The 20,659-nt window shown below is 42.8% G+C and carries 21 protein-coding genes and 2 tRNA genes; 19 read left to right on the top strand and 4 right to left on the bottom strand.

Annotation, left to right across the window (positions count from 1 at the left end; genetic code table 11):
* Positions 1 to 50: 50 nt before the first annotated feature.
* Positions 51 to 323: a helix-turn-helix domain-containing protein gene (locus PR683_RS09645; RefSeq protein ID WP_004907453.1), complete on the bottom strand. Its 273-nt coding sequence runs from the start codon at positions 321 to 323 to the stop codon at positions 51 to 53.
* A gap of 516 nt (positions 324 to 839) precedes the next feature.
* On the opposite strand from PR683_RS09645, the gene PR683_RS09640 reads away from it, so the two are divergent.
* Entirely contained in the window at positions 840 to 1,187 is a 348-nt protein-coding gene (locus PR683_RS09640; protein ID WP_109912123.1) for a DNA-binding protein, read from the top strand.
* Between the two features lie 131 nt (positions 1,188 to 1,318).
* Positions 1,319 to 1,681, top strand: coding sequence for a DNA-binding protein (locus PR683_RS09635; RefSeq protein WP_004907457.1), 363 nt, complete (start codon positions 1,319 to 1,321; stop codon positions 1,679 to 1,681).
* A gap of 40 nt (positions 1,682 to 1,721) precedes the next feature.
* Here PR683_RS09635 and ispB read toward each other — a convergent pair whose 3' ends face one another.
* Complete coding sequence (ispB, locus tag PR683_RS09630) at positions 1,722 to 2,693, bottom strand: octaprenyl diphosphate synthase (protein WP_004907459.1); 972 nt, start codon at positions 2,691 to 2,693, stop codon at positions 1,722 to 1,724.
* 334 nt (positions 2,694 to 3,027) lie between these two features.
* On the opposite strand from ispB, the gene rplU reads away from it, so the two are divergent.
* The 3 genes from rplU (at position 3,028) to cgtA (ending at position 4,954) form a co-directional block, all read left to right on the top strand.
* On the top strand, positions 3,028 to 3,336 hold the full coding sequence (gene rplU / locus PR683_RS09625) for a 50S ribosomal protein L21 (RefSeq protein WP_004905925.1): 309 nt from the start codon (positions 3,028 to 3,030) through the stop codon (positions 3,334 to 3,336).
* 19 nt (positions 3,337 to 3,355) lie between these two features.
* Positions 3,356 to 3,613, top strand: coding sequence for a 50S ribosomal protein L27 (rpmA, locus tag PR683_RS09620; RefSeq protein ID WP_004905922.1), 258 nt, complete (start codon positions 3,356 to 3,358; stop codon positions 3,611 to 3,613).
* 165 nt (positions 3,614 to 3,778) lie between these two features.
* Positions 3,779 to 4,954 carry an Obg family GTPase CgtA gene (gene cgtA, locus PR683_RS09615; RefSeq protein WP_004907460.1) on the top strand — a complete coding sequence of 392 codons (1,176 nt, stop codon included), beginning with the start codon at positions 3,779 to 3,781 and terminating at the stop codon, positions 4,952 to 4,954.
* Between the two features lie 60 nt (positions 4,955 to 5,014).
* Here the strand turns inward: cgtA and dacB are convergent, their stop codons facing one another.
* Positions 5,015 to 6,463, bottom strand: a complete 1,449-nt coding sequence (gene dacB, locus PR683_RS09610) for a serine-type D-Ala-D-Ala carboxypeptidase (RefSeq protein WP_110731588.1) — start codon at positions 6,461 to 6,463, stop codon at positions 5,015 to 5,017.
* A gap of 245 nt (positions 6,464 to 6,708) precedes the next feature.
* Between dacB and greA the strand changes: the two genes are divergently transcribed.
* Positions 6,709 to 7,185, top strand: a complete 477-nt coding sequence (gene greA / locus PR683_RS09605; protein ID WP_004907463.1) for a transcription elongation factor GreA — start codon at positions 6,709 to 6,711, stop codon at positions 7,183 to 7,185.
* A gap of 118 nt (positions 7,186 to 7,303) precedes the next feature.
* On the opposite strand, the gene yhbY is transcribed toward greA, so the two are convergent.
* A complete protein-coding gene (gene yhbY, locus PR683_RS09600; RefSeq protein WP_004905914.1) occupies positions 7,304 to 7,597 on the bottom strand; it encodes a ribosome assembly RNA-binding protein YhbY in 294 nt (97 codons plus the stop codon).
* A 135-nt stretch (positions 7,598 to 7,732) separates the two neighbouring features.
* On the opposite strand from yhbY, the gene rlmE reads away from it, so the two are divergent.
* From rlmE to rpsO, 13 genes are all read left to right on the top strand, one after another.
* Entirely contained in the window at positions 7,733 to 8,362 is a 630-nt protein-coding gene (gene rlmE / locus PR683_RS09595) for a 23S rRNA (uridine(2552)-2'-O)-methyltransferase RlmE (RefSeq protein WP_004905912.1), read from the top strand.
* A gap of 48 nt (positions 8,363 to 8,410) precedes the next feature.
* Positions 8,411 to 10,420 carry an ATP-dependent zinc metalloprotease FtsH gene (gene ftsH, locus PR683_RS09590; protein WP_004907466.1) on the top strand — a complete coding sequence of 670 codons (2,010 nt, stop codon included), beginning with the start codon at positions 8,411 to 8,413 and terminating at the stop codon, positions 10,418 to 10,420.
* Between the two features lie 66 nt (positions 10,421 to 10,486).
* Positions 10,487 to 11,323, top strand: coding sequence for a dihydropteroate synthase (gene folP / locus PR683_RS09585; protein ID WP_004907467.1), 837 nt, complete (start codon positions 10,487 to 10,489; stop codon positions 11,321 to 11,323).
* Positions 11,324 to 11,327: 4 nt separating this feature from the next.
* On the top strand, positions 11,328 to 12,665 hold the full coding sequence (gene glmM / locus PR683_RS09580; RefSeq protein ID WP_004907470.1) for a phosphoglucosamine mutase: 1,338 nt from the start codon (positions 11,328 to 11,330) through the stop codon (positions 12,663 to 12,665).
* A 220-nt stretch (positions 12,666 to 12,885) separates the two neighbouring features.
* Positions 12,886 to 13,230 carry a preprotein translocase subunit SecG gene (secG, locus tag PR683_RS09575; protein ID WP_004905902.1) on the top strand — a complete coding sequence of 115 codons (345 nt, stop codon included), beginning with the start codon at positions 12,886 to 12,888 and terminating at the stop codon, positions 13,228 to 13,230.
* Positions 13,231 to 13,345: 115 nt separating this feature from the next.
* A tRNA-Leu gene (locus tag PR683_RS09570) sits at positions 13,346 to 13,435 on the top strand.
* 59 nt (positions 13,436 to 13,494) lie between these two features.
* Positions 13,495 to 13,571: transfer RNA gene (locus PR683_RS09565), tRNA-Met, on the top strand.
* Positions 13,572 to 13,823: 252 nt separating this feature from the next.
* On the top strand, positions 13,824 to 14,276 hold the full coding sequence (gene rimP, locus PR683_RS09560) for a ribosome maturation factor RimP (protein ID WP_004907471.1): 453 nt from the start codon (positions 13,824 to 13,826) through the stop codon (positions 14,274 to 14,276).
* Positions 14,277 to 14,299: 23 nt separating this feature from the next.
* Complete coding sequence (gene nusA, locus PR683_RS09555) at positions 14,300 to 15,808, top strand: transcription termination factor NusA (RefSeq protein ID WP_004905898.1); 1,509 nt, start codon at positions 14,300 to 14,302, stop codon at positions 15,806 to 15,808.
* A 23-nt stretch (positions 15,809 to 15,831) separates the two neighbouring features.
* The gene (infB, locus tag PR683_RS09550; RefSeq protein ID WP_004907473.1) at positions 15,832 to 18,570 is read left to right on the top strand and encodes a translation initiation factor IF-2; all 2,739 of its coding nucleotides are present in this window, start codon (positions 15,832 to 15,834) and stop codon (positions 18,568 to 18,570) included.
* A gap of 85 nt (positions 18,571 to 18,655) precedes the next feature.
* Positions 18,656 to 19,066, top strand: a complete 411-nt coding sequence (gene rbfA, locus PR683_RS09545) for a 30S ribosome-binding factor RbfA (protein WP_272571136.1) — start codon at positions 18,656 to 18,658, stop codon at positions 19,064 to 19,066.
* Positions 19,066 to 20,019, top strand: a complete 954-nt coding sequence (gene truB, locus PR683_RS09540) for a tRNA pseudouridine(55) synthase TruB (RefSeq protein WP_109912119.1) — start codon at positions 19,066 to 19,068, stop codon at positions 20,017 to 20,019. The genes rbfA and truB overlap by 1 nt, the downstream gene beginning before the upstream one ends.
* 112 nt (positions 20,020 to 20,131) lie before the next feature.
* Complete coding sequence (gene rpsO, locus PR683_RS09535) at positions 20,132 to 20,401, top strand: 30S ribosomal protein S15 (RefSeq protein ID WP_004905890.1); 270 nt, start codon at positions 20,132 to 20,134, stop codon at positions 20,399 to 20,401.
* Positions 20,402 to 20,659: the final 258 nt, after the last annotated feature.

The raw sequence follows: 20,659 nt of genomic DNA, 5'->3' as shown, positions 1-20,659 counted from the left end.
GAATAAATTAATTTATTATTCACGGCCTTATAATTTATTTCATTCAGTTTTTAATCTTCCACTGGTGTTTTTACTCTGACTTTTCTTTCTAATAAATCCCCTGTAATTGGATCGTAATAACGACTTGGCCAAATTTCAGCAGGGTGGATCGCTAAGAAATTTGCAATGATCCATTCCCCTTTAGGCCAAGGACGTGATAGTGCATTTGCTAACGTTGAAGAGCTTAACCCTGCCTCGCGTGAAATTGCGGCAAGTGTAGTTCCACGTTTACGTAAAGCTGCAATGATGTCTGCAGGGTGCCAGTCCGACTTCCGTAAAATCATTTTTTAGTCCTTTTTTCACTTAGAATCATGTAGAGTTAGTGGTACGAGTAACCGAAAATTATGATACATTCAGTACATCCGTTTAGTTATTGGAAATAAAATAACAGAAATTTCTCAAAATAATTTCTGATTTTTTCTTAAAAATTCATTTTATGAAACTATCGTGGTTTTTATGAAATTAAATAGAAAGTCAGAATGAATAACTGTGAATTAGGATAAAACTTTGATGTTAAAACTAACTCTTTCTAGTTAGGGACAAGAATAGCGTATTTAATGCTACTTTTTACTTGTACGAGTAATATATCTAGATTAGTTAATAAAATTAGTTAAATTATTAGCAAGTAAATTATTTAATTATCTGTTATTAAAAGAAATTAGAATGCTAATAACAAATATAATTTGTATATTATTATTTATAGGTATAAATAAAACGAATGAGTCAATAAGGTTTTGAGAAAATATAGATAGTTTTCAACAACTGAAAATTAAATTGTCATCATGACTAGGAGGGTCAGCATGTACAAGGAATGGCTAACGGCAAAAGAGTTGGTTGGGTTACAAGGGCTTCCCATGACAACTCAAGGTATTAATGCAATGGCAAGGCGTGAAAACTGGTTAAACCGCAAAAGGCGGGGTATTCAAGGCAAAGCATTGGAATACCATATTAGTTCTTTACCTATCGATATTTTTGAAGGTCAGTTTGCTAACGAAACTTCACCACCTTATCAAGTAAAAAGAAATGATAATGCCTTTATTTGGCAGGAAGCTTATAACCAGCTTTCCAATGAGGAGAGAGACATTATCCTGACATTTATTATGCGTGAAGGGGCATTAGCGCTAATTAATTTAATTAATAATAAATAATTTACAATTACTTAAGGTGTAAATAATTAATATATAAAAATAATATTATATTGAATTTAAAAATTTTTTTAACTGATGACATTTTAGCAAAGCTGCAACAGCGGGTTTCATAATATAAGCGTGAAGTGAAAATGAAAAAATTGTGGTTCACTGCCAAAGAATTAGCAGGGTTAGAAGGGCTCCCTACATCACCCCAGGGAATTAACCTAATGGCAAGACGAGAAGGCTGGAAAAACCGCCGTAAAAGAGGGGTACAGGGTAAGGCTGTTGAGTATTACTTTGAAAGCTTACCGGGGGAAATCCAAGGGCAGCTTAGCCTGCATGAGCCTTCGGTAACTTATCAAAGCCAAAGAACCGATGCATTGCAAATCTGGTCGGAAGCGTATTACCAACTGACTGAGCCTGAGCGCAATAAAATAGTGAAATACATCCTGCGTTATGGTCTGTCATCACTGCTTGCTCAAATTGATGAAGAAGACAAAGGGGAAAAATAGCGTTTCCCCTTTTCTTGACCCGCTTTATCTTTTTTAGTGACTAAGAATGGCGTTGGATTGCGATATAAGCTAAGCCGATCAATGCATCTTTATAAATTGAATCTTCAATGACATGTAAGGCATCAATCGCTTTTTGTGCTTCTTCTTGGGCTCTTTCATAAGTATATTCAAGAGAACCACAACGTTTCATGGTTGCAAGAACAGTATCTAACAGATGGCGTCCATTACCTTGTTCAATGGCTTGGCGGATCAATGCTGATTCTTCTTCGTTACCATTTTGCATCGCGTGAAGTAGGGGAAGTGTAGGCTTACCTTCATCTAAGTCATCACCCGTGTTTTTTCCCAGTTGAGCGTTGTCTGCATCATAATCGAGGAGATCATCAATTAACTGGAAAGCGGTACCAATATAACGACCATAATCTTGTAGTGCTTTTTCTTGCACTGGTGTTGCATTGGCTAAAATCGCAGATGCATGAGCCGCTGCTTCAAACAGACGTGCGGTTTTACTGTAGATCACTTGCATGTAGTTTTCTTCAGTAATGTTAGGATCGTTGCAGTTCATCAACTGTAAAACTTCGCCTTCAGCGATCACATTCGTCGCTTCAGACATTAGTTTTAGCACTCGCATTGAATCAAGATCCGTCATCATCTGGAATGATCGAGTGTAAATAAAATCACCTACTAAGACACTCGCGGCATTACCAAAAACAGCATTTGCAGTTTGCTTTCCACGACGCATATCAGATTCATCAACGACGTCATCATGCAGCAATGTTGCTGTATGAATGAACTCGATCAATGCAGCAACTTGGGTATGTTTATGACCCGAATAGCCTAAGGATCGACCTGCAAGTATTGCGATCATTGGCCGGATCCTTTTACCGCCACCACTAACTATGTAATAACCAAGCTGGTTAATTAGTGTAACATCTGAATTCAATTGACTGAGGATGGCTTCGTTTACCGCTGACATATCCTCAGTTGTCAGTTCAATAATAGATTCTAAATTCATCGTAATTTATTCATATTATTAGTTTTTGGTTCATTCCCGAAATAAAAAAATGGGAGACCGATAGAACAGTTATCTTTCTAGCATAACATTATTAATTATAAGATTATCAGGTGTGATGCAAAAAATGTTTAAATAAGTAACAATTGAGTGAATAGGGACGAAATCAATGCTCAAAAACGGTTATTGAGAAAAAAGTCGTATTTTTTGTCATCTAACCGCATTATTGGCTTGTGTTCTGCTGCTTTTTTGCGTAGAATTCGCGCCCTATTGTGAATATTTTATAGCGTACTCTGGAATTGAAATATTTAGCGGGTACGCGGAAAGCGGAGTTAATATGTACGCGGTTTTCCAAAGTGGTGGTAAACAACACCGAGTTAGCGAAGGTCAAACTGTCCGCCTAGAAAAGCTGGACATCGCAACAGGTGAAACTGTTGAATTTGATCAAGTTCTGATGGTTGCTAATGGCGATGAGATCCAAATCGGCGCTCCTGTCGTTGAAGGCGTTAAAGTGAAAGCGGAAGTGGTTGCACACGGTCGTGGCGAAAAAGTTAAAATCGTCAAATTCCGTCGTCGTAAACATAGCCGTAAACAACAGGGTCATCGTCAGTGGTTCACTGATGTTAAGATCACTGTCATCGCTTAAGATTTAGGAGAGCAGATTAATGGCACACAAAAAGGCTGGTGGTTCGACTCGTAACGGTCGTGACTCAGAAGCAAAACGTTTAGGTGTTAAACGTTTTGGTGGTGAAGCTGTATTAGCAGGTAGCATCATCGTTCGTCAACGTGGTACTAAGTTCCACGCAGGTAACAACGTAGGTTGTGGCCGTGACCACACTCTGTTCGCATTAGCGGACGGTAAAGTTAAATTTGAAGTTAAAGGTCCAAACAATCGTAAATTTATCAGCATCGAAGCTGAATAAGTTTTCTGACCTTTAATTCAGAATTAAAGCCCTGCAAAAACCTTTTGCGGGGCTTTTTATATTCAGATATTTGATCTTTAATGAACTACACACGTATTAAAGATACACCATCTCTGAGTAGAACAGCCATCCAGCGTTATGCGGCTCAGAAGCGGAGAAAGAATTATGAAATTTGTAGATGAAGCCAAAATATTGGTCGTGGCAGGAGATGGTGGCAATGGTTGTGTCAGCTTCCGCCGTGAAAAATACATCCCTAAAGGGGGACCGGACGGTGGTGACGGTGGCGATGGTGGGGACGTTTACTTACAAGCAGACGAAAACCTCAACACGCTAATCGACTATCGTTTTGAAAAATCATTTCGTGCAGAACGTGGCCAAAATGGCCAAAGCCGTGAATGTACAGGTAAACGTGGTCAAGACATCACTGTAAAAGTACCTGTAGGAACGCGTGTACGCGATTTAGGGACCAACGAAGTACTTTGTGATATGACACGTCATGATCAACGTCATATGGTCGCTAAAGGCGGTTTCCATGGGCTTGGGAATACCCGTTTTAAATCTTCAGTAAATCGCGCTCCACGTCAACGTACTATGGGGACTAAAGGTGAAACCCGCGAAATACTGTTAGAATTGATGCTGTTAGCAGATGTGGGCATGCTTGGTATGCCAAATGCAGGTAAATCAACATTTATCCGTTCTGTATCAGCAGCAAAACCAAAAGTCGCTGATTATCCATTTACCACTTTAGTCCCAAGCTTGGGTGTCGTGCGTATGGATAACGAGCAAAGCTTTGTGGTTGCCGATATTCCAGGATTGATCGAAGGCGCAGCAGAAGGTGCAGGCCTTGGGATCCAATTCCTGAAACACTTAGAGCGCTGTCGTGTCTTACTTCACTTGATTGACATTTGCCCTATTGATGAGTCTGATCCTGTCGAAAATGCGAAGATCATCATCAGTGAGTTAGAAAAATACAGTGAAAAACTGGCAGCAAAACCACGTTGGTTAGTCTTCAATAAAATTGATATCTTAGGTGAAGAGGAATCAGCACAGCGTGCGGCAGAAATTGCTAAAGCGATGGGCTGGGAAGATAAATTCTACATGATTTCAGCGGTTAACCACGAAGGTGTGAAAGCACTGTGTTGGGATATCATGGAATTTATGAATACTCAACCACGTGATATGGCAACAACTGAAGATGCACAGCAACCTGAAAAAGTTGAATTCATGTGGGATGATTATCATAAGGAACAACTTTCTGGTACTGAAGATTTTGATGATGACTGGGATGACGATTGGGATGAAGATGACGACGAAGGTGTCGAAATCATTTATCAAAAATAGTTTATCTTAGAAATATAAAAAGGCGCGAAAGCGCCTTTTTAATATCTAAATCACGTATGATCAGTTTTTCTGATACAGATCTTTATACAAACGGCTTTCAAACCGTACTAATGGTACTCGACGAGTACGTTGCTGGTTTTGCGGTACTGCATAAGCAGAGATAAACTGCACAAAAGCAACACGCTGGCCACTGGCAGTTGTGATAAAACCTGCGAGATTATAGACCCCTTGCAATGCCCCCGTTTTGGCGGAAACTTTACCATTTACACCAGCTTCATCAAAGCCGCCACGATAACGCAATGTACCATCATGACCTGCAAGTGGAAGCATGGAGATAAAATCGAGCTGTTGATCGTTTTTTGCGATAAATTGCAAGATCTCCATCATTGTTGCAGGCGTGATCAAATTGTGGCGAGACAGTCCTGAACCATCAACCATCACAGTATTGCCAAGATCGATCCCCGCTTTTTGCTTCAGTACTTGTCTTACCGCATCGGATCCTGAGCGCCAAGTACCTGGGACGCCATAATATTCTCGACCGATAGTACGAAAAACAGTGTCTGCTATCATATTATCGGATTTTTTTAGCATCACTTTTAACAAGTCATGCAGTGGTTTAGATTCAGTTTTGACTAACACTTGTGATTGAGGCGCTGGGAATGTGCGCTTTTTCACATGGCCGGTGAGCTCAATACCCGCAGTGGTTAATTCATTTTTGACAATCGCCCCTGAGTAACTTGCTCCGTTTTGTACCGCAAAGGCAAGTGGTAAGGGCTCGCTGCGTTGAGTTAAGCAACCTGTCAAGGTATAGCGATTCAGTTCACCAGGAACAACATCAAGTTCGCAATAGCGTGCTTCAGGGGAGCCTTTAGCTAATGTTTTGACTTCGCTGAACATATTGACAGGGTAAAAACTAGCCGCCTTAATGAAGGCATAGTCACCTGCTTTTTCTGCGGGATAAAGAGAAACTGAAAAACAGTTGCGGTCAATGATAGCAGCTGCAGGTGGCGCACTAAAACATTGGGTCATATCATTCCAAACCCAACCAGGCGCTTTGTCATGGCTAGTAAAAGCAGAAATATCAACGACGAGATCGCCATCAACTTTATGGATCCCAAGCTGCTTTAACGCATTAGCCATATTGCGAATTTGTTGACGGGTTAGTGTTGGGTCACCACTGAAGCGGATCACTAAATCGCCAGTCAATGTGTTGTTGCTAAGTTTTGCATCAGTTTCAAAATTGGTGACAAAACGGTAATCTGGCCCCAGTTGTAATAGGGCAGCAAGAGCGGTCACAACCTTTTGTGTACTTGCAGGTAATGCCATTTGCTGTGCATTATAATCAATTAATGGGGTACTACTTCCCACTTTTTGCGCGACCAGAGCAAGGTTAGTGCCATCAGGTAAATATTGTTTGTACTCATCAATAGGAATCGCAAAAACTTGCGTACTGGCTAAGGTAATTCCTAAAGAGATGATCCATTTTCTGGTTAAAGTTAATAATGACATATATTTCACGCATTAGGGTGGACATATAATACATACTAAAGTGTAATGCCCAAGAAAGTAAACGGTGACCCGTTATTAAGTCTCAGTTAAAATAGCGTACATTATGATAAGATAAATGAGTACATAAGTCTGATTGCGTTTTTTTACTAGAACACCCCCGGTTTTACGTAGGTGTTCGGTGTACTGTTGTTACAAAATCAGGAAGATACTTGTTTTTAGATAGGATTGAACCGAGGTATTTATTAATGAAACAGATCCCGATGACGGTACTTGGTGCGGATAAGCTAAGAGAAGAGCTTGAATTCCTTAAATCTGTCCGTCGCCCAGAAATTATTGCATCTATTGCAGAAGCGCGTGAGCACGGTGACTTAAAAGAAAATGCAGAATATCATGCAGCACGTGAGCAACAAGGTTTCTGTGAGGGCCGTATTCAAGAAATCGAAGGTAAGCTTTCTCACGCTCAAGTGATCGATGTAACTAAAATGGTCAATAATGGTCGCGTTATCTTTGGCGCAACTGTGACAGTACTGAATGTTGATACCGATGAAGAGCTAACGTATCGTATCGTTGGTGATGACGAAGCAGATATTAAGATCAATCTGATTTCTGTTAACTCCCCGATAGCACGTGGTTTAGTGGGTAAAGAAGTTGATGACGTGGTCTCAATTAAAACCCCAGGTGGCGATGTTGAGTTCGAAATTCTTAAAGTTGAGTATATCTGATTCCTATTTCCCTGAATTGGTTATATTATTTCCCTGATTTAAAGAAAAAGGCCGCAGGCGGCCTTTTTCATCATATAAAACATGCTTTCAATGGCATTTTTATATAAATGATGGGAAATTATTTAGGTAAAATGATTTTGCGGTCTGCCGAAGGACGGTAGATAACAAGAATTTTACCGATGATTTGTACATTTACTGCACCAGTTTCGCGAACAATCGCATCAGCGATCAAATTTTTAGTATCACGGTCTTCGCCTGCGATCTTGACTTTGATAAGCTCATGATGCGCTAATGAGAGTTCAATCTCAGCCAAAACACCTTCGGTTAAACCATTGTTGCCGATCATAACAACAGGGTTTAAATGGTGAGCGAGACTTTTTAGGTGCTGAATTTGTTTTTTATTAAGATTCATTGATTTTTTGCTTGGTTAGTATTGAAAATGGCTTATTCTACCGCCATCTGATATCTATCACCATCAATTATATCTTTTTGATGGTAAAGAAGCAGCAAGTTAGGTGAAGTTCTTTTAGTATAGTTGGAAAGCACAATGGCCAATAAAAAACGTTCGGCAAGCTCAAGTCGCTGGTTGCAAGAGCATTTTAGTGATAAATATGTTCAGCAAGCACAAAAAAAAGGGCTACGCTCACGTGCATGGTTTAAGCTGGAAGAAATCCAGCAAGGTGATAAAATTTTTAAACCAGGTATGACCGTTGTTGATTTAGGAGCAGCCCCTGGTGGTTGGTCGCAATACGTTGTTAGCCAAATAGGTCATAATGGGCGGGTTATTGCTTGTGACTTATTGCCGATGGACCCAATCGTTGGCGTTGATTTCCTGCAAGGGGATTTTCGCGATGAAGCCGTTCTCGCCGCTTTGTTAGAACGCGTTGGCGACAAAAAAGTACAGGTGGTCATGTCTGACATGGCGCCAAATATGAGTGGGACACCAGCGGTTGATATTCCTCGCTCTATGTATCTAGTTGAATTAGCATTGGATATGTGCCGTGCTGTATTGGCGCCTGGGGGGAGTTTCATTGTTAAAGTGTTTCAGGGAGAAGGCTTTGACGATTACCTTAGGGATATCCGCTCCCTGTTTACGAAAGTAAAAGTTCGTAAACCCGAATCTTCGCGGGCACGGTCACGTGAAGTATACATTGTAGCGACAGGGCTAAAACTATAGTACCCTGAGCGTTATTTGTTAACACAGTTGTAATATGAGGTTAATCCCTTGAGTGACATGGCGAAAAACCTGATTCTCTGGTTAGTCATCGCAGTTGTTCTGATGTCCTTGTTCCAGAGTTTTGGCCCAAGCGATTCGAATAGTCGCAGAGTCGATTATTCTACGTTTATCAATGAGTTAGCCCAGGATCAGGTGCGTGAAGTTCGTATCACCGGTCGTGAACTGAACGTCAGAAAGGCTGATAATAGCCGCTATACAACTTATCTTCCTATGCAGGATGAGAAGCTGTTAGACACTTTGCTGAATAAGCATGTGACGGTTGTTGGTGAACCACCAGAAGAACCTAGCTTACTGACATCTATTTTTATTTCCTGGTTCCCAATGCTTCTGTTGATTGGTGTCTGGATTTTCTTCATGCGCCAGATGCAAGGCGGTGGCGGCAAGGGGGCGATGTCATTTGGCAAAAGTAAAGCCCGCATGCTGACAGAAGATCAGATCAAAACAACATTTGCAGACGTTGCTGGGTGTGATGAAGCCAAAGAAGAAGTAGGCGAAATCGTAGAGTTTCTGCGTGAACCTGCTCGTTTCCAAAAACTTGGCGGTAAAATTCCAAAAGGCGTCTTGATGGTAGGGCCTCCAGGAACAGGTAAAACATTACTGGCAAAAGCTATCGCTGGTGAGGCAAAAGTCCCATTCTTCACTATTTCCGGTTCAGACTTCGTGGAAATGTTTGTGGGTGTGGGGGCTTCTCGTGTTCGTGATATGTTCGAACAAGCGAAAAAAGCAGCGCCTTGTATCATCTTTATCGATGAGATTGACGCAGTAGGTCGTCAACGTGGTGCCGGTCTTGGTGGTGGTCACGATGAGCGTGAGCAAACACTGAACCAAATGCTAGTTGAAATGGACGGTTTTGAAGGTAATGAGGGTATTATTGTTATCGCAGCAACTAACCGTGCTGACGTACTTGACCCTGCTTTATTACGTCCAGGTCGTTTTGACCGTCAGGTAGTTGTTGGCTTACCAGACGTTCGTGGCCGTGAACAAATTCTGAAAGTACATATGCGTCGTGTTCCTATCGATCCAAGCGTAGATACTTTCATTCTTGCTCGTGCAACACCTGGCTTCTCGGGTGCTGAATTGGCAAACTTGGTTAACGAAGCCGCGTTGTTTGCCGCACGTGCAAACATGCGTGTCGTTTCCATGGTTGAATTCGAAAAAGCGCGTGACAAAATTTGGATGGGTGCAGAGCGTCGTTCTCTGATGATGACCGAAGAGCAAAAAGAATCAACGGCTTACCATGAAGGTGGTCATATGATTATCGGTCATTTAATGCCAGAGCATGACCCTGTTCACAAAGTCACAATTGTTCCACGTGGTCAAGCACTGGGTGTGGCCTTCTTCTTACCGGAAGGTGATGAAGTTAGCCGTAGTCGCTTGAAACTCGAAGGTATGATTGCGACAGCCTATGCGGGGCGTATTGCTGAAGAACTGATTTACGGTCGCGATAAAGTAACGACGGGAGCATCTTCAGATATTCAGTTTGCAACTAATACGGCACGTAACATGGTAACGCAATGGGGCTTCTCAGACCGTTTAGGCCCAATGCAATACTCGAAAGAAGAAGGTCCAGCGTTCTTAGGTCGTTCTTCAGGTAATGGTTCTGGAATTTCTGATGAAACAGCACGTATTGTTGATGAAGAAATTAAGAAAATTTTAGACCACTGTTACCAACTGGCTTACAAAACACTGGAAGACAATATCGATATTCTACATGCAACGAAAGATGCATTACTGAAATATGAAACTATCGATATGCCAATGATTGATGATTTAATGAATCGTCGTCCAGTTCGTGAACCAGCGGGTTGGGATGAAGATAAAAAAGTCAGTAATGTGACGGGAACATTTGGTAAAGGTGCGGCAAATGTAGCAAAAACAGCCGAAAAACCTCAATCTGAAGAACCTAATAACAGTGCTGAAGAACCAAGTAATACCGATAATAGTAATAATACTGATGAATCAAAACCATCAGATAATAACGACAGCAAACCACAATAAGCGGTCGTGAAATAAAATACTAAGACCCCAGTTCGCTGGGGTTTTTTTCGTTAAGGAAAAATAACAATGCAAATCAAAGCGAGAGGCAGTGTTCTTGACTTATCCACACCAAAGGTGATGGGGATTTTGAATGTCACTCCTGATTCATTTTCAGATGGTGGCACTCATAATCGTTATCATGATGCGCTTGAGCATGTGGCAAAAATGGTTCAACACGGCGCGGCTATCATTGATATTGGTGGCGAATCGACCCGTCCTGGCGCCGCTGAAGTCTCTGTGAATGAGGAACTTGACCGAGTTATTCCCATTGTTGAAGCGATAGCACAGCGTTTTGATGTGTGGATTTCAGTTGATACTTCGAAAGCGAAAGTCATGGCCGAAGCTGCAAACGCAGGCATGCATATTATCAATGACATTCGTTCGCTCCATGAGCCAGGTGCATTAGAAGTTGCTGCGAAAACAGGTTTACCCGTTTGCATTATGCATATGCAAGGCCAGCCAAGAACGATGCAAGAAGCACCAAATTATGAAAACGTGGTGCGTGAAGTAAAAGACTATCTTGACGCTGAAATCACCCGATGCGTGACTGCAGGGATAGAGAGACAGCAAATTATCCTTGATCCAGGCTTTGGTTTTGGTAAGAACTTGTCGCATAATTACCAGTTATTGGCAAACTTAGAGCAATTTCATAATTTCGGACTACCGCTATTGGCAGGGATGTCACGTAAATCTATGATTGGACAATTATTAAATGTTCCACCACAAGAACGTCTCGCAGGCAGCCTAACTTGCGCAGTGATTGCTGCGATGCAAGGAGCACACATCATTCGAGTTCATGATGTCAAAGAAACCGTGCAAGCGATGCAAGTGGTACAGATGACTCTGTCAGAAAAGGAAAAATAAGCGTATGAGCGACCGTAAATATTTTGGTACTGATGGTATTCGTGGCAAAGTGGGCGATAGCCCAATTACCCCTGATTTTGTTTTAAAATTAGGTTGGGCGGCAGGAAAAGTTCTCGCACGTCATGGTTCTCGTAAAATTATTATTGGTAAAGATACGCGTATTTCTGGTTATATGTTGGAATCCTCGCTAGAAGCTGGCTTAGCTGCTGCAGGTTTATCTGCATCTTTCACTGGCCCAATGCCAACCCCTGCGGTCGCTTATTTAACACGTACTTTCCGCGCAGAAGCGGGGATTGTCATTTCAGCATCTCATAACCCATATTATGACAATGGAATTAAATTCTTCTCAATTGATGGAACCAAATTGCCTGATGAAGTCGAAGAAGCTATTGAAGCTGAAATGGAAAAGCCGATCACATGCGTTGAATCAGCAGAATTAGGTCGTGCAAACCGTATTGTCGATGCTGCGGGCCGTTATATTGAATTTTGTAAAGGTACGTTCCCGAACGAACAAAGCCTAGCAAGTTTAAAAATAGTGATTGACTGTGCTAACGGGGCGACTTATCACATCGCACCAAATGTGTTTCGTGAATTAGGGGCTGAGGTTATCACTATCGGTTGTGATCCTAATGGGATCAACATCAATGAAGAATGTGGTGCAACGGATGTGCGTCAATTGCAACAAAAAGTACTGGAAGAAAAAGCGCACGTTGGCTTGGCATTTGATGGTGATGGCGACCGCATTATCATGGTTGACCACCTCGGTGAAAAAGTCGATGGTGACCAAATCCTCTTTATTATTGCTCGTGAAGCACTACGTCAAGGCCAGCTAAAAGGCGGCGTAGTCGGAACACTAATGAGTAATATGGGATTAGAAATCGCTCTGAAACAGCTAGGAATTCCTTTTGAGCGTGCAAAAGTGGGCGACCGCTATGTCCTCGAAAAATTACAGGAAAAAGGTTGGCGCATGGGGGCTGAAAACTCAGGCCACGTGATTTTATTGGATAAAACGACTACTGGTGACGGGATTGTTGCAGGCTTGCAGGTATTAAGTGCTATGGTACGTAACCATATGAGCTTACATGACTTATGCAGTGGTATGAAATTATTACCTCAAGTGTTAGTCAATGTCCGTTTCAAAGGCCAACACGATCCACTACAAAGTGATGCGGTGGTTGCAGCGAACGAAGAAGTTGAAAAACAATTGGCAGGAAAAGGCCGTGTATTACTGAGAAAATCAGGAACAGAGCCGTTAATCCGTGTCATGGTTGAAGGTGAAAATGAAGCTGATGTGACTGCAATGGCAAACTATATTGCGGATGCTGTAAAAGCAGCGGGCTAAGTTATTATGGGTGAAGCTGAGCGATATTTTGATGATTTGTTGTTTTTTTCTGCAAATAATCAAATGGAATCAAAATAGACTTGCTTGTCGGCTCAGCTTTGGTTAGTATTCGCACCTGCTCAATCCCGTAAGAGTATTCTTTCACGGTCGAAATGAGTAGGTGTGCAGTGATAAAGGTCATAGCATTAGGCTATGCACCGCAACTGAATAGGTAACTCAAATGTATGTAGCTCTTTTAATTATTTTCTTGCTAGCGGCTATCGGGCTTATTGGTCTGATTATGTTACAGCAAGGTAAAGGTGCTGACATGGGAGCTTCATTCGGTGCGGGCGCTTCTGCAACACTGTTTGGTTCATCGGGCTCAGGTAACTTCATGACCCGTATGACTGGAATCTTGGCTGCTGTGTTTTTCATCATCAGTTTGATACTTGGCAATATGACTGCTAACAAGTACGGAACTGGTAGTGGTAGTAAGTGGGAAAACATTAGTGAACCTACAAAAGTCGAGCAACCAACAGACGTTCCGGCAGCACCAGCTACACCAACGAGCGATATCCCTCGTTAAGTGTGAAAGATTCCGAATGAAGGCAACTAATGCCATCATTAAGTAGTAAGCTCAGCGATGAGTGAGAAGTTAAAATTTGAGGTTATTGATTAACTATTGATAACCTCGCCTCAGTGCCGAGGTGGTGAAATTGGTATACACGCTACCTTGAGGTGGTAGTGCCTACAAAACGGGCGTACGGGTTCAAGTCCCGTCCTCGGCACCATTATTTTAGATAGCTTGTGATTTGCAGGTTATCTGTGTAGAATATGACACGTTTTCGAACGCGGGATGGAGCAGCTTGGTAGCTCGTCGGGCTCATAACCCGAAGGTCGTCGGTTCAAATCCGGCTCCCGCAACCATTTCTTATTCAATATACCTTGTCAGTATCTTAGTCTATAGTAGTTATCCGGTGTAGCAATCAAGTGCAGTTATCTAACAGCTCTCAAAATTTCTCATCGATTTCTCTAGATTTTACAGGTATAATAAGAATATGGTGAACCCGTGCACTACAGGGTCCAGTTGCATAAAGCCCCGAATTTCGGGGTTTTTTGTTATTTGACAATCGAATTAACTGGGCTTTTATAGCCCTTTTTTTATGTCTGGGGGTGGGCTTGTCCACATTAGAACAGAAATTAACAGAGATGATTTCAGCACCGGTGGAGGCGCTAGGCTTTGAATTTGTTGGCTTAGAGTTTATCCGTGGTCGCACATCGACACTGCGTGTCTTCATCGATAGTGAAGAAGGCATCACTGTTGATGATTGTGCTGATGTCAGCCATCAGGTCAGTGCAGTATTGGACGTTGAAGATCCAATTTCTGTCATTTATAACCTGGAAATATCGTCACCAGGGCTTGAGCGTCCATTATTCACTATTGCGCATTACGAGCGTTTTATGGGTGAAGAGGTGGCATTGACTTTGCGTATAGCAATGCAGAACCGCCGTAGGTGGCAAGGCGTTATTAAGGCCATAGACGGTGAAATGATTACGGTTACTGTAGATGGTAAGGATGAGGTGTTCGCCCTCGGCAACATCCAGAAAGCTAACTTGGTACCCCACTTTTAATAAAGTTCAATGAGGCAACTAGGATGAATAAAGAAATTCTGGCTGTTGTAGAAGCGGTTTCTAACGAAAAATCCCTCCCTCGTGAAAAAATCTTCGAGGCTCTGGAAACTGCATTAGCGACGGCGACTAAAAAGAAATACGAGCAAGAAATTGATGTCCGTGTAGAAATTGACCGTAAATCAGGTGATTTCGACACCTTCCGTCGTTGGTTAATTGTCGAAGAAGTCACAATGCCAACGCGTGAAATTACGTTAGAAGCGGCTCAATACGAAGATCCTGCACTGCAGCTTGGAGAGTACGTCGAAGACCAAATCGAGTCTGTTGTATTTGACCGTATTACCACTCAAACAGCTAAGCAAGTTATCGTACAGAAAGTACGCGAAGCAGAGCGTGCGATGGTTGTTGACCAATTCCGTGAGCAACAAGGTGAAATTATCACTGCTCAGGTGAAAAAAGTTAATCGTGAAAATATCACGTTAGACTTAGGCAATAACGCTGAGGCTGTGATTCTGCGTGAAGATATGTTGCCACGTGAAAACTTCCGTCCAGGTGACCGTATCCGCGGAGTCCTGTATGATGTTCGTCCTGAAGCGCGCGGCGCACAACTTTTTGTTACGCGTTCTCGCCCTGAAATGCTGATTGAGTTATTCCGCATTGAAGTGCCAGAAATCGGTGAAGAAATTATTGAAATCAAAGCCGCTGCCCGTGACCCAGGTTCTCGTGCAAAAATTGCGGTTAAAACTAATGACAAGCGTATCGACCCTGTTGGTGCTTGTGTTGGTATGCGTGGAGCGCGAGTTCAAGCCGTTTCTAGTGAATTAGGCGGCGAAAGAATTGATATTGTGTTATGGGACGATAACCCAGCTCAATTCGTTATTAATGCAATGGCTCCGGCTGATGTTGCATCTATCGTGGTCGATGAAGACAAATGTACGATGGATGTTGCCGTAGAAAGCAGTAATCTGGCGCAAGCCATCGGACGTAACGGTCAAAACGTGCGTCTGGCAGCGCAATTACTGAAAAAACACCGTGGTGATGACAAGTGGGAATTAAACGTCATGACCGCAGAAGAGCTTAATGCAAAACATCAGGCAGAAGCACATGCTTCTATTGATACATTCACCAAGCATCTTGATATTGATGAAGAGTTTGCCACTGCACTTGTTGAAGAAGGCTTCTCGACGTTAGAAGAACTGGCTTACGTGCCTATTAATGAACTTCTGGAAATTGATGGTCTTGATGAAGAGACTGTTGAAGTTCTACGTGAAAGAGCGAAAGCGGCCCTCACCACAATAGAATTGGCTCAAAAAGAGAGCCTAGGTGATAATCAGCCAGCAGAAGATTTGTTGAATCTTGAAGGTATGGATCGTACTCTTGCCTATAATTTGGCTACTCGTGGAATCTGTACACTGGAAGATCTTGCTGAGCAGGGCATCGACGACCTGATTGATATTGAAGGTCTGGATGATGAGAAAGCAGGTACGCTCATCATGGCCGCACGTAATATTTGCTGGTTCGGTAACGATGCGTAAACACTGTAGCAGGAAGGAACGGCATGACAGAAACTGTAAAAACATTGGCAACGGAAATTCAAACCACAGTTGATCGCCTGGTACAGCAATTTGCTGAAGCAGGGATCAAAAAAGGTGAGAATGACTCTGTTAGCCAGTCAGAAAAAGAAGCTTTACTGAGCCATTTAAACCGTGAACAAGGCGGAGCAGCGGGTCAGCCAAGCAAATTGACACTACAGCGCAAAACTCGTAGTACGCTGAGTGTCCCCGTCACCGGTGGCAAAAGCAAATCGGTAAATGTCGAAGTCCGCAAAAAACGCACTTATGTGAACCGTGATGCTGAAGAAGCAAAAGCGGAAGAGCAGGCGCAGCGTGAAGCGGAAGAGCAGGCACAGCGCGAAGCTGAAGAACTGGCACAACGTCAAGCAGAAGCAAAACGATTAGCAGAAGAAACAGCTAAACGTGAAGCGGAAGAAAAGGCAAAACGTGAAGCCCAAGAGAAAGCAAAACGTGAAGCAGCAGATAAAGCTACGCGCGAAGCAGCGGAAAGAGAAAAAGTGAAACCAAGCGAAAATCAACAAAAAGCAGGCAAAGCTGTAGAAAGTAATGCCGACAAACAACGCCGTGAAGCTGAAGCTGCGGAGCTAAAACGTAAAGCTGAAGAAGAAACTCAGCGCAAAGTTGAAGCAGAAGCACGTCGCGTGGCTGAAGAAGCACGCAAAATGGCTGAAGAAAACGGTGAAAAGTGGACTGCAGACACGAAAACTGAAGAAGATAGCGATTATCACACAACAACTTCGACGCACGCTCGTGCAGCCGAAGATGAAAGTGATGAGAAAGAAGAAGGCCGTCGTTCACGTAATCGTACTGCAAAAGCACCTCGCCAAAAGAAAGGTAATAAACTTTCTGAAAAAGCAGATCGCGAAGAAGAACGTGCCGCTGGCCGTTCAGGTCGCAGCAAAGGTAAGCAACGTAAAGGTAGTTCTTTACAACAAAGCTTTACTAAGCCAGCCGTTGCGGTTAACCGTGATGTGGTAATTGGTGAAACGATCACCGTTGGTGAACTTGCTAATAAAATGGCAGTAAAAGGTTCTCAAGTCATCAAAACTATGATGAAGATGGGCGCCATGGCGACTATCAACCAAGTGATTGACCAAGAAACTGCACAGTTAGTCGCAGAGGAAATGGGCCACAAAGTTATTCTGCGTCGTGAAAACGAATTAGAAGAAGCGGTAATGAATGACCGTGACACGGGTTCTGCACTTCAAGAGCCACGTGCGCCAGTTGTGACCATTATGGGTCACGTTGACCATGGTAAAACCTCTCTACTTGACTACATTCGTTCAACGAAAGTAGCATCAGGTGAAGCGGGTGGTATTACTCAGCACATTGGTGCTTACCACGTACAAACTGACAAGGGTATGATCACCTTCTTAGATACCCCAGGTCATGCCGCGTTTACTTCAATGCGTGCTCGTGGTGCTCAGGCAACGGATATCGTTGTTCTGGTTGTTGCCGCAGACGATGGTGTTATGCCACAAACAATTGAAGCTATTCAGCATGCGAAAGCGGCAGGTGTGCCAATTGTTGTCGCGGTAAATAAAATTGATAAACCAGAAGCAGACCCAGATCGCGTTAGAAATGAGCTGTCTCAGTACGGTGTTATTTCTGAAGATTGGGGTGGTGATACTCAGTTCATCAGCGTTTCTGCGAAGAAAGGTACCGGTATTGATGAGCTGCTCGATGCTATCTTGCTGCAAGCTGAAGTCTTAGAACTGAAAGCGGTATATGCAGGTATGGCAAGCGGTGTCGTTGTTGAATCGTACTTAGACAAAGGTCGTGGCCCAGTTGCAACAATCCTGGTTCAAGAAGGTACATTGAACAAAGGCGATATCGTCCTGTGTGGTTTCGAATATGGCCGTATTCGTGCAATGCGTAACGAATTAGGTAAAGAAGTTCAATCTGCAGGTCCTTCTATGCCTGTTGAGATTTTAGGTTTATCTAACGTGCCTTCGGCGGGTGATGAAGCCACCGTTGTACGTGACGAGAAAAAAGCACGTGAAGTTGCCCTGTACCGTCAAGGTAAATTCCGTGATGTTAAATTAGCTCGCCAGCAGAAATCTAAACTGGAAAACATGTTTGCTAACATGGAAGAAGGTAAAGTATCTGAGCTGAACATCGTTCTGAAAACCGACGTTCAAGGTACTTGTGAAGCGATTACTGACTCTCTAATGAAGCTGTCGACTGATGAAGTTAAAATTAAGATCATCGGTTCTGGTGTCGGTGGTATCACTGAAACTGACGCAACATTAGCTGCGGCATCGAATGCTATTATCTTAGGCTTCAACGTACGTGCAGATGCTTCTGCTCGTCGTGTGATTGAAAGTGAAAGTGTTGACTTACGCTACTACTCTGTTATCTATAGCTTAATTGATGAAATCAAACAAGCTATGAGCGGTATGTTAGCGCCTGAGTACAAACAGCAAATTATTGGTCTGGCAGAAGTTCGTGATGTGTTTAAATCACCGAAATTCGGTGCTGTTGCTGGTTGTATGGTCACTGAAGGCACCATCAAACGTAATAACCCAATCCGTGTATTACGTGATAACGTCGTTATCTATGAAGGTGAATTAGAATCACTGCGTCGCTTTAAAGATGACGTCAATGAAGTTCGTAACGGTATGGAATGTGGTATCGGCGTTAAGAACTACAACGACGTTCGCGTTGGCGATATGATCGAAGTCTTCGAAATCATTGAAGTTAAGCGTTCTATCGACGGTTAATTTTGTGGGAGCCCACGAAGTTTCGTGATTACAAAATAGTGTTATAAGGGGGCGATAGCCCCCTTTATTGTCAGGAGATATAACGATGGCAAAAGAATTCAGTCGTGCTCAGCGCGTTGCGCAAGAGATGCAAAAAGAAATTGCGATCATCTTACAACGTGAGATCAAAGACCCACGTATTGGTATGGCTACTGTTTCAGGTGTCGAGTTATCTCGCGATCTTGCATACGGTAAAGTCTTTGTGACCTTCTTCAATATCGCTAATGATAAAAGTGAAGAAGAAATGGTTGCAGACGGCATTAAAGCATTAAATGAAGCATCAGGCTTTATACGTTCATTAATTGGAAAAGCAATGCGTTTGCGTATTATTCCTGAGTTAACATTTGAGTATGACAACTCTCTTATTGATGGTATGCGGATGTCTAATTTAGTGTCAAATGTGATCCGCGATGATGAAAAACGTCGTGCGGATGTTAGTGATAAAGAGGAAAAATAATGGGGCGTCGTCGTAGCGGCCGTAATATTGACGGTGTAGTGCTGCTGGATAAACCCACGGATATTTCTTCAAATGATGCGCTGCAAAAAGTGCGGCGCTTTTTTAATGCCAATAAAGCTGGGCATACGGGGGCACTTGACCCTCTCGCAACAGGTATGTTGCCTGTTTGCCTCGGCGAAGCGACGAAATTTTCCCAGTTTTTACTCGATTCAGATAAACGTTATCGCGTCATTGCTCGTCTTGGACAACGTACTGACACGTCAGATTCACACGGCGAAATTATCAGTGAGCGTAACGTAGAGTTTACACAGCAGCAATTGGATGACGCTTTAGCGTTTTTCCGCGGTGATACATTACAAGTTCCTTCAATGTATTCTGCGCTGAAACATCAAGGTCGTCCATTGTATGAATATGCGCGTAAAGGAATTACGGTTGAGCGTGAAGCTCGTCCAATTACAGTGTATGAATTGCAGTTTATTCGTTTAGAAAACAATGAATTAGAGCTGGAGATACACTGTTCTAAAGGAACCTATATTCGTACCATTATTGATGACCTAGGTGAGATGTTAGGCTGTGGTGCGCATGTGATTTACTTGCGTCGAGTGCAAGTGGCTAATTATCCTTATGAGCGAATGGTAACATTAGAGCAATTAGCCGCTTTACGAGCAAAAGTAGATGCAGGTGAAGGGTCTTTTGAGTCCTTGCTTGATACTTTATTATTGCCAATGGATACCGCAGTCGTTCATTTCCCAGCTGTAAATATTACAGAGGAAACAGCGGCTTACTTTAAACAGGGGCAACCTGTAAGAGCTGCGGTTGAAGGCCTTGAAGAAGACGGTATGGTTCGAGTCACTTGTGGTACAGCGCAGCGGTTTATCGGCATTGCTCTGGTGAGTGAGGATGGACGTATCGCACCGAAGCGTTTGGTTGTGGAAAATGAACAGCCCGCGTAGTAGCGCTTATTGCTTTGCTGCCTTAAGCAGCGTAGAATAGCGGCGCTTAATCTTGAGATGCTAAATTAGAGATTGGCTCTCATCACTTACATTAATCATTTTGGAGTTTATTATGTCTCTAAGTAATGAAGCGAAAGCTAAAATCGTTGCTGAGTTCGGCCGCGGTGAAAATGACACTGGTTCAAGCGAAGTTCAAATCGCTCTGCTGACTGCACAAATCAACCACCTGCAAAGCCACTTTGCAGAGCACAAAAAAGATCACCACAGCCGTCGTGGTCTGCTGCGTATGGTTGCTCAGCGTCGTCGCTTACAAGCTTACTTGAAAGGTAAAGATATCGCGCGTTACACTGCTCTTATCGAGCGTTTAGGTCTGCGTCGCTAATCTTACTCTAGATAATTTGAGTTGCAGCTAGGCGACAAATGAGTGAGTTGCTAGGTATATACATCAGTATGTGGCTAGTACAAGTGAATGTAGTCAGCAACGTTGCAACTTGAAGTATGACGAGTAGAGTCAGTTTCAGAGAAAAGGGGCCAGAGGCCCCTTTTCTTCTAAAAGTTATTTTGAAAGTTGAAGTAATACTCGAATTATACTTAACTTAAATGCTAAGCTATAAGTCGTAGTAAGCTGTTTTATTAATGC

The organism is Providencia sp. PROV269 (genome assembly GCF_028477785.1).
Taxonomy (GTDB): Bacteria; Pseudomonadota; Gammaproteobacteria; order Enterobacterales; family Enterobacteriaceae; genus Providencia; species Providencia rettgeri.
This window is presented reverse-complemented; position numbering and strand designations above follow the sequence as displayed.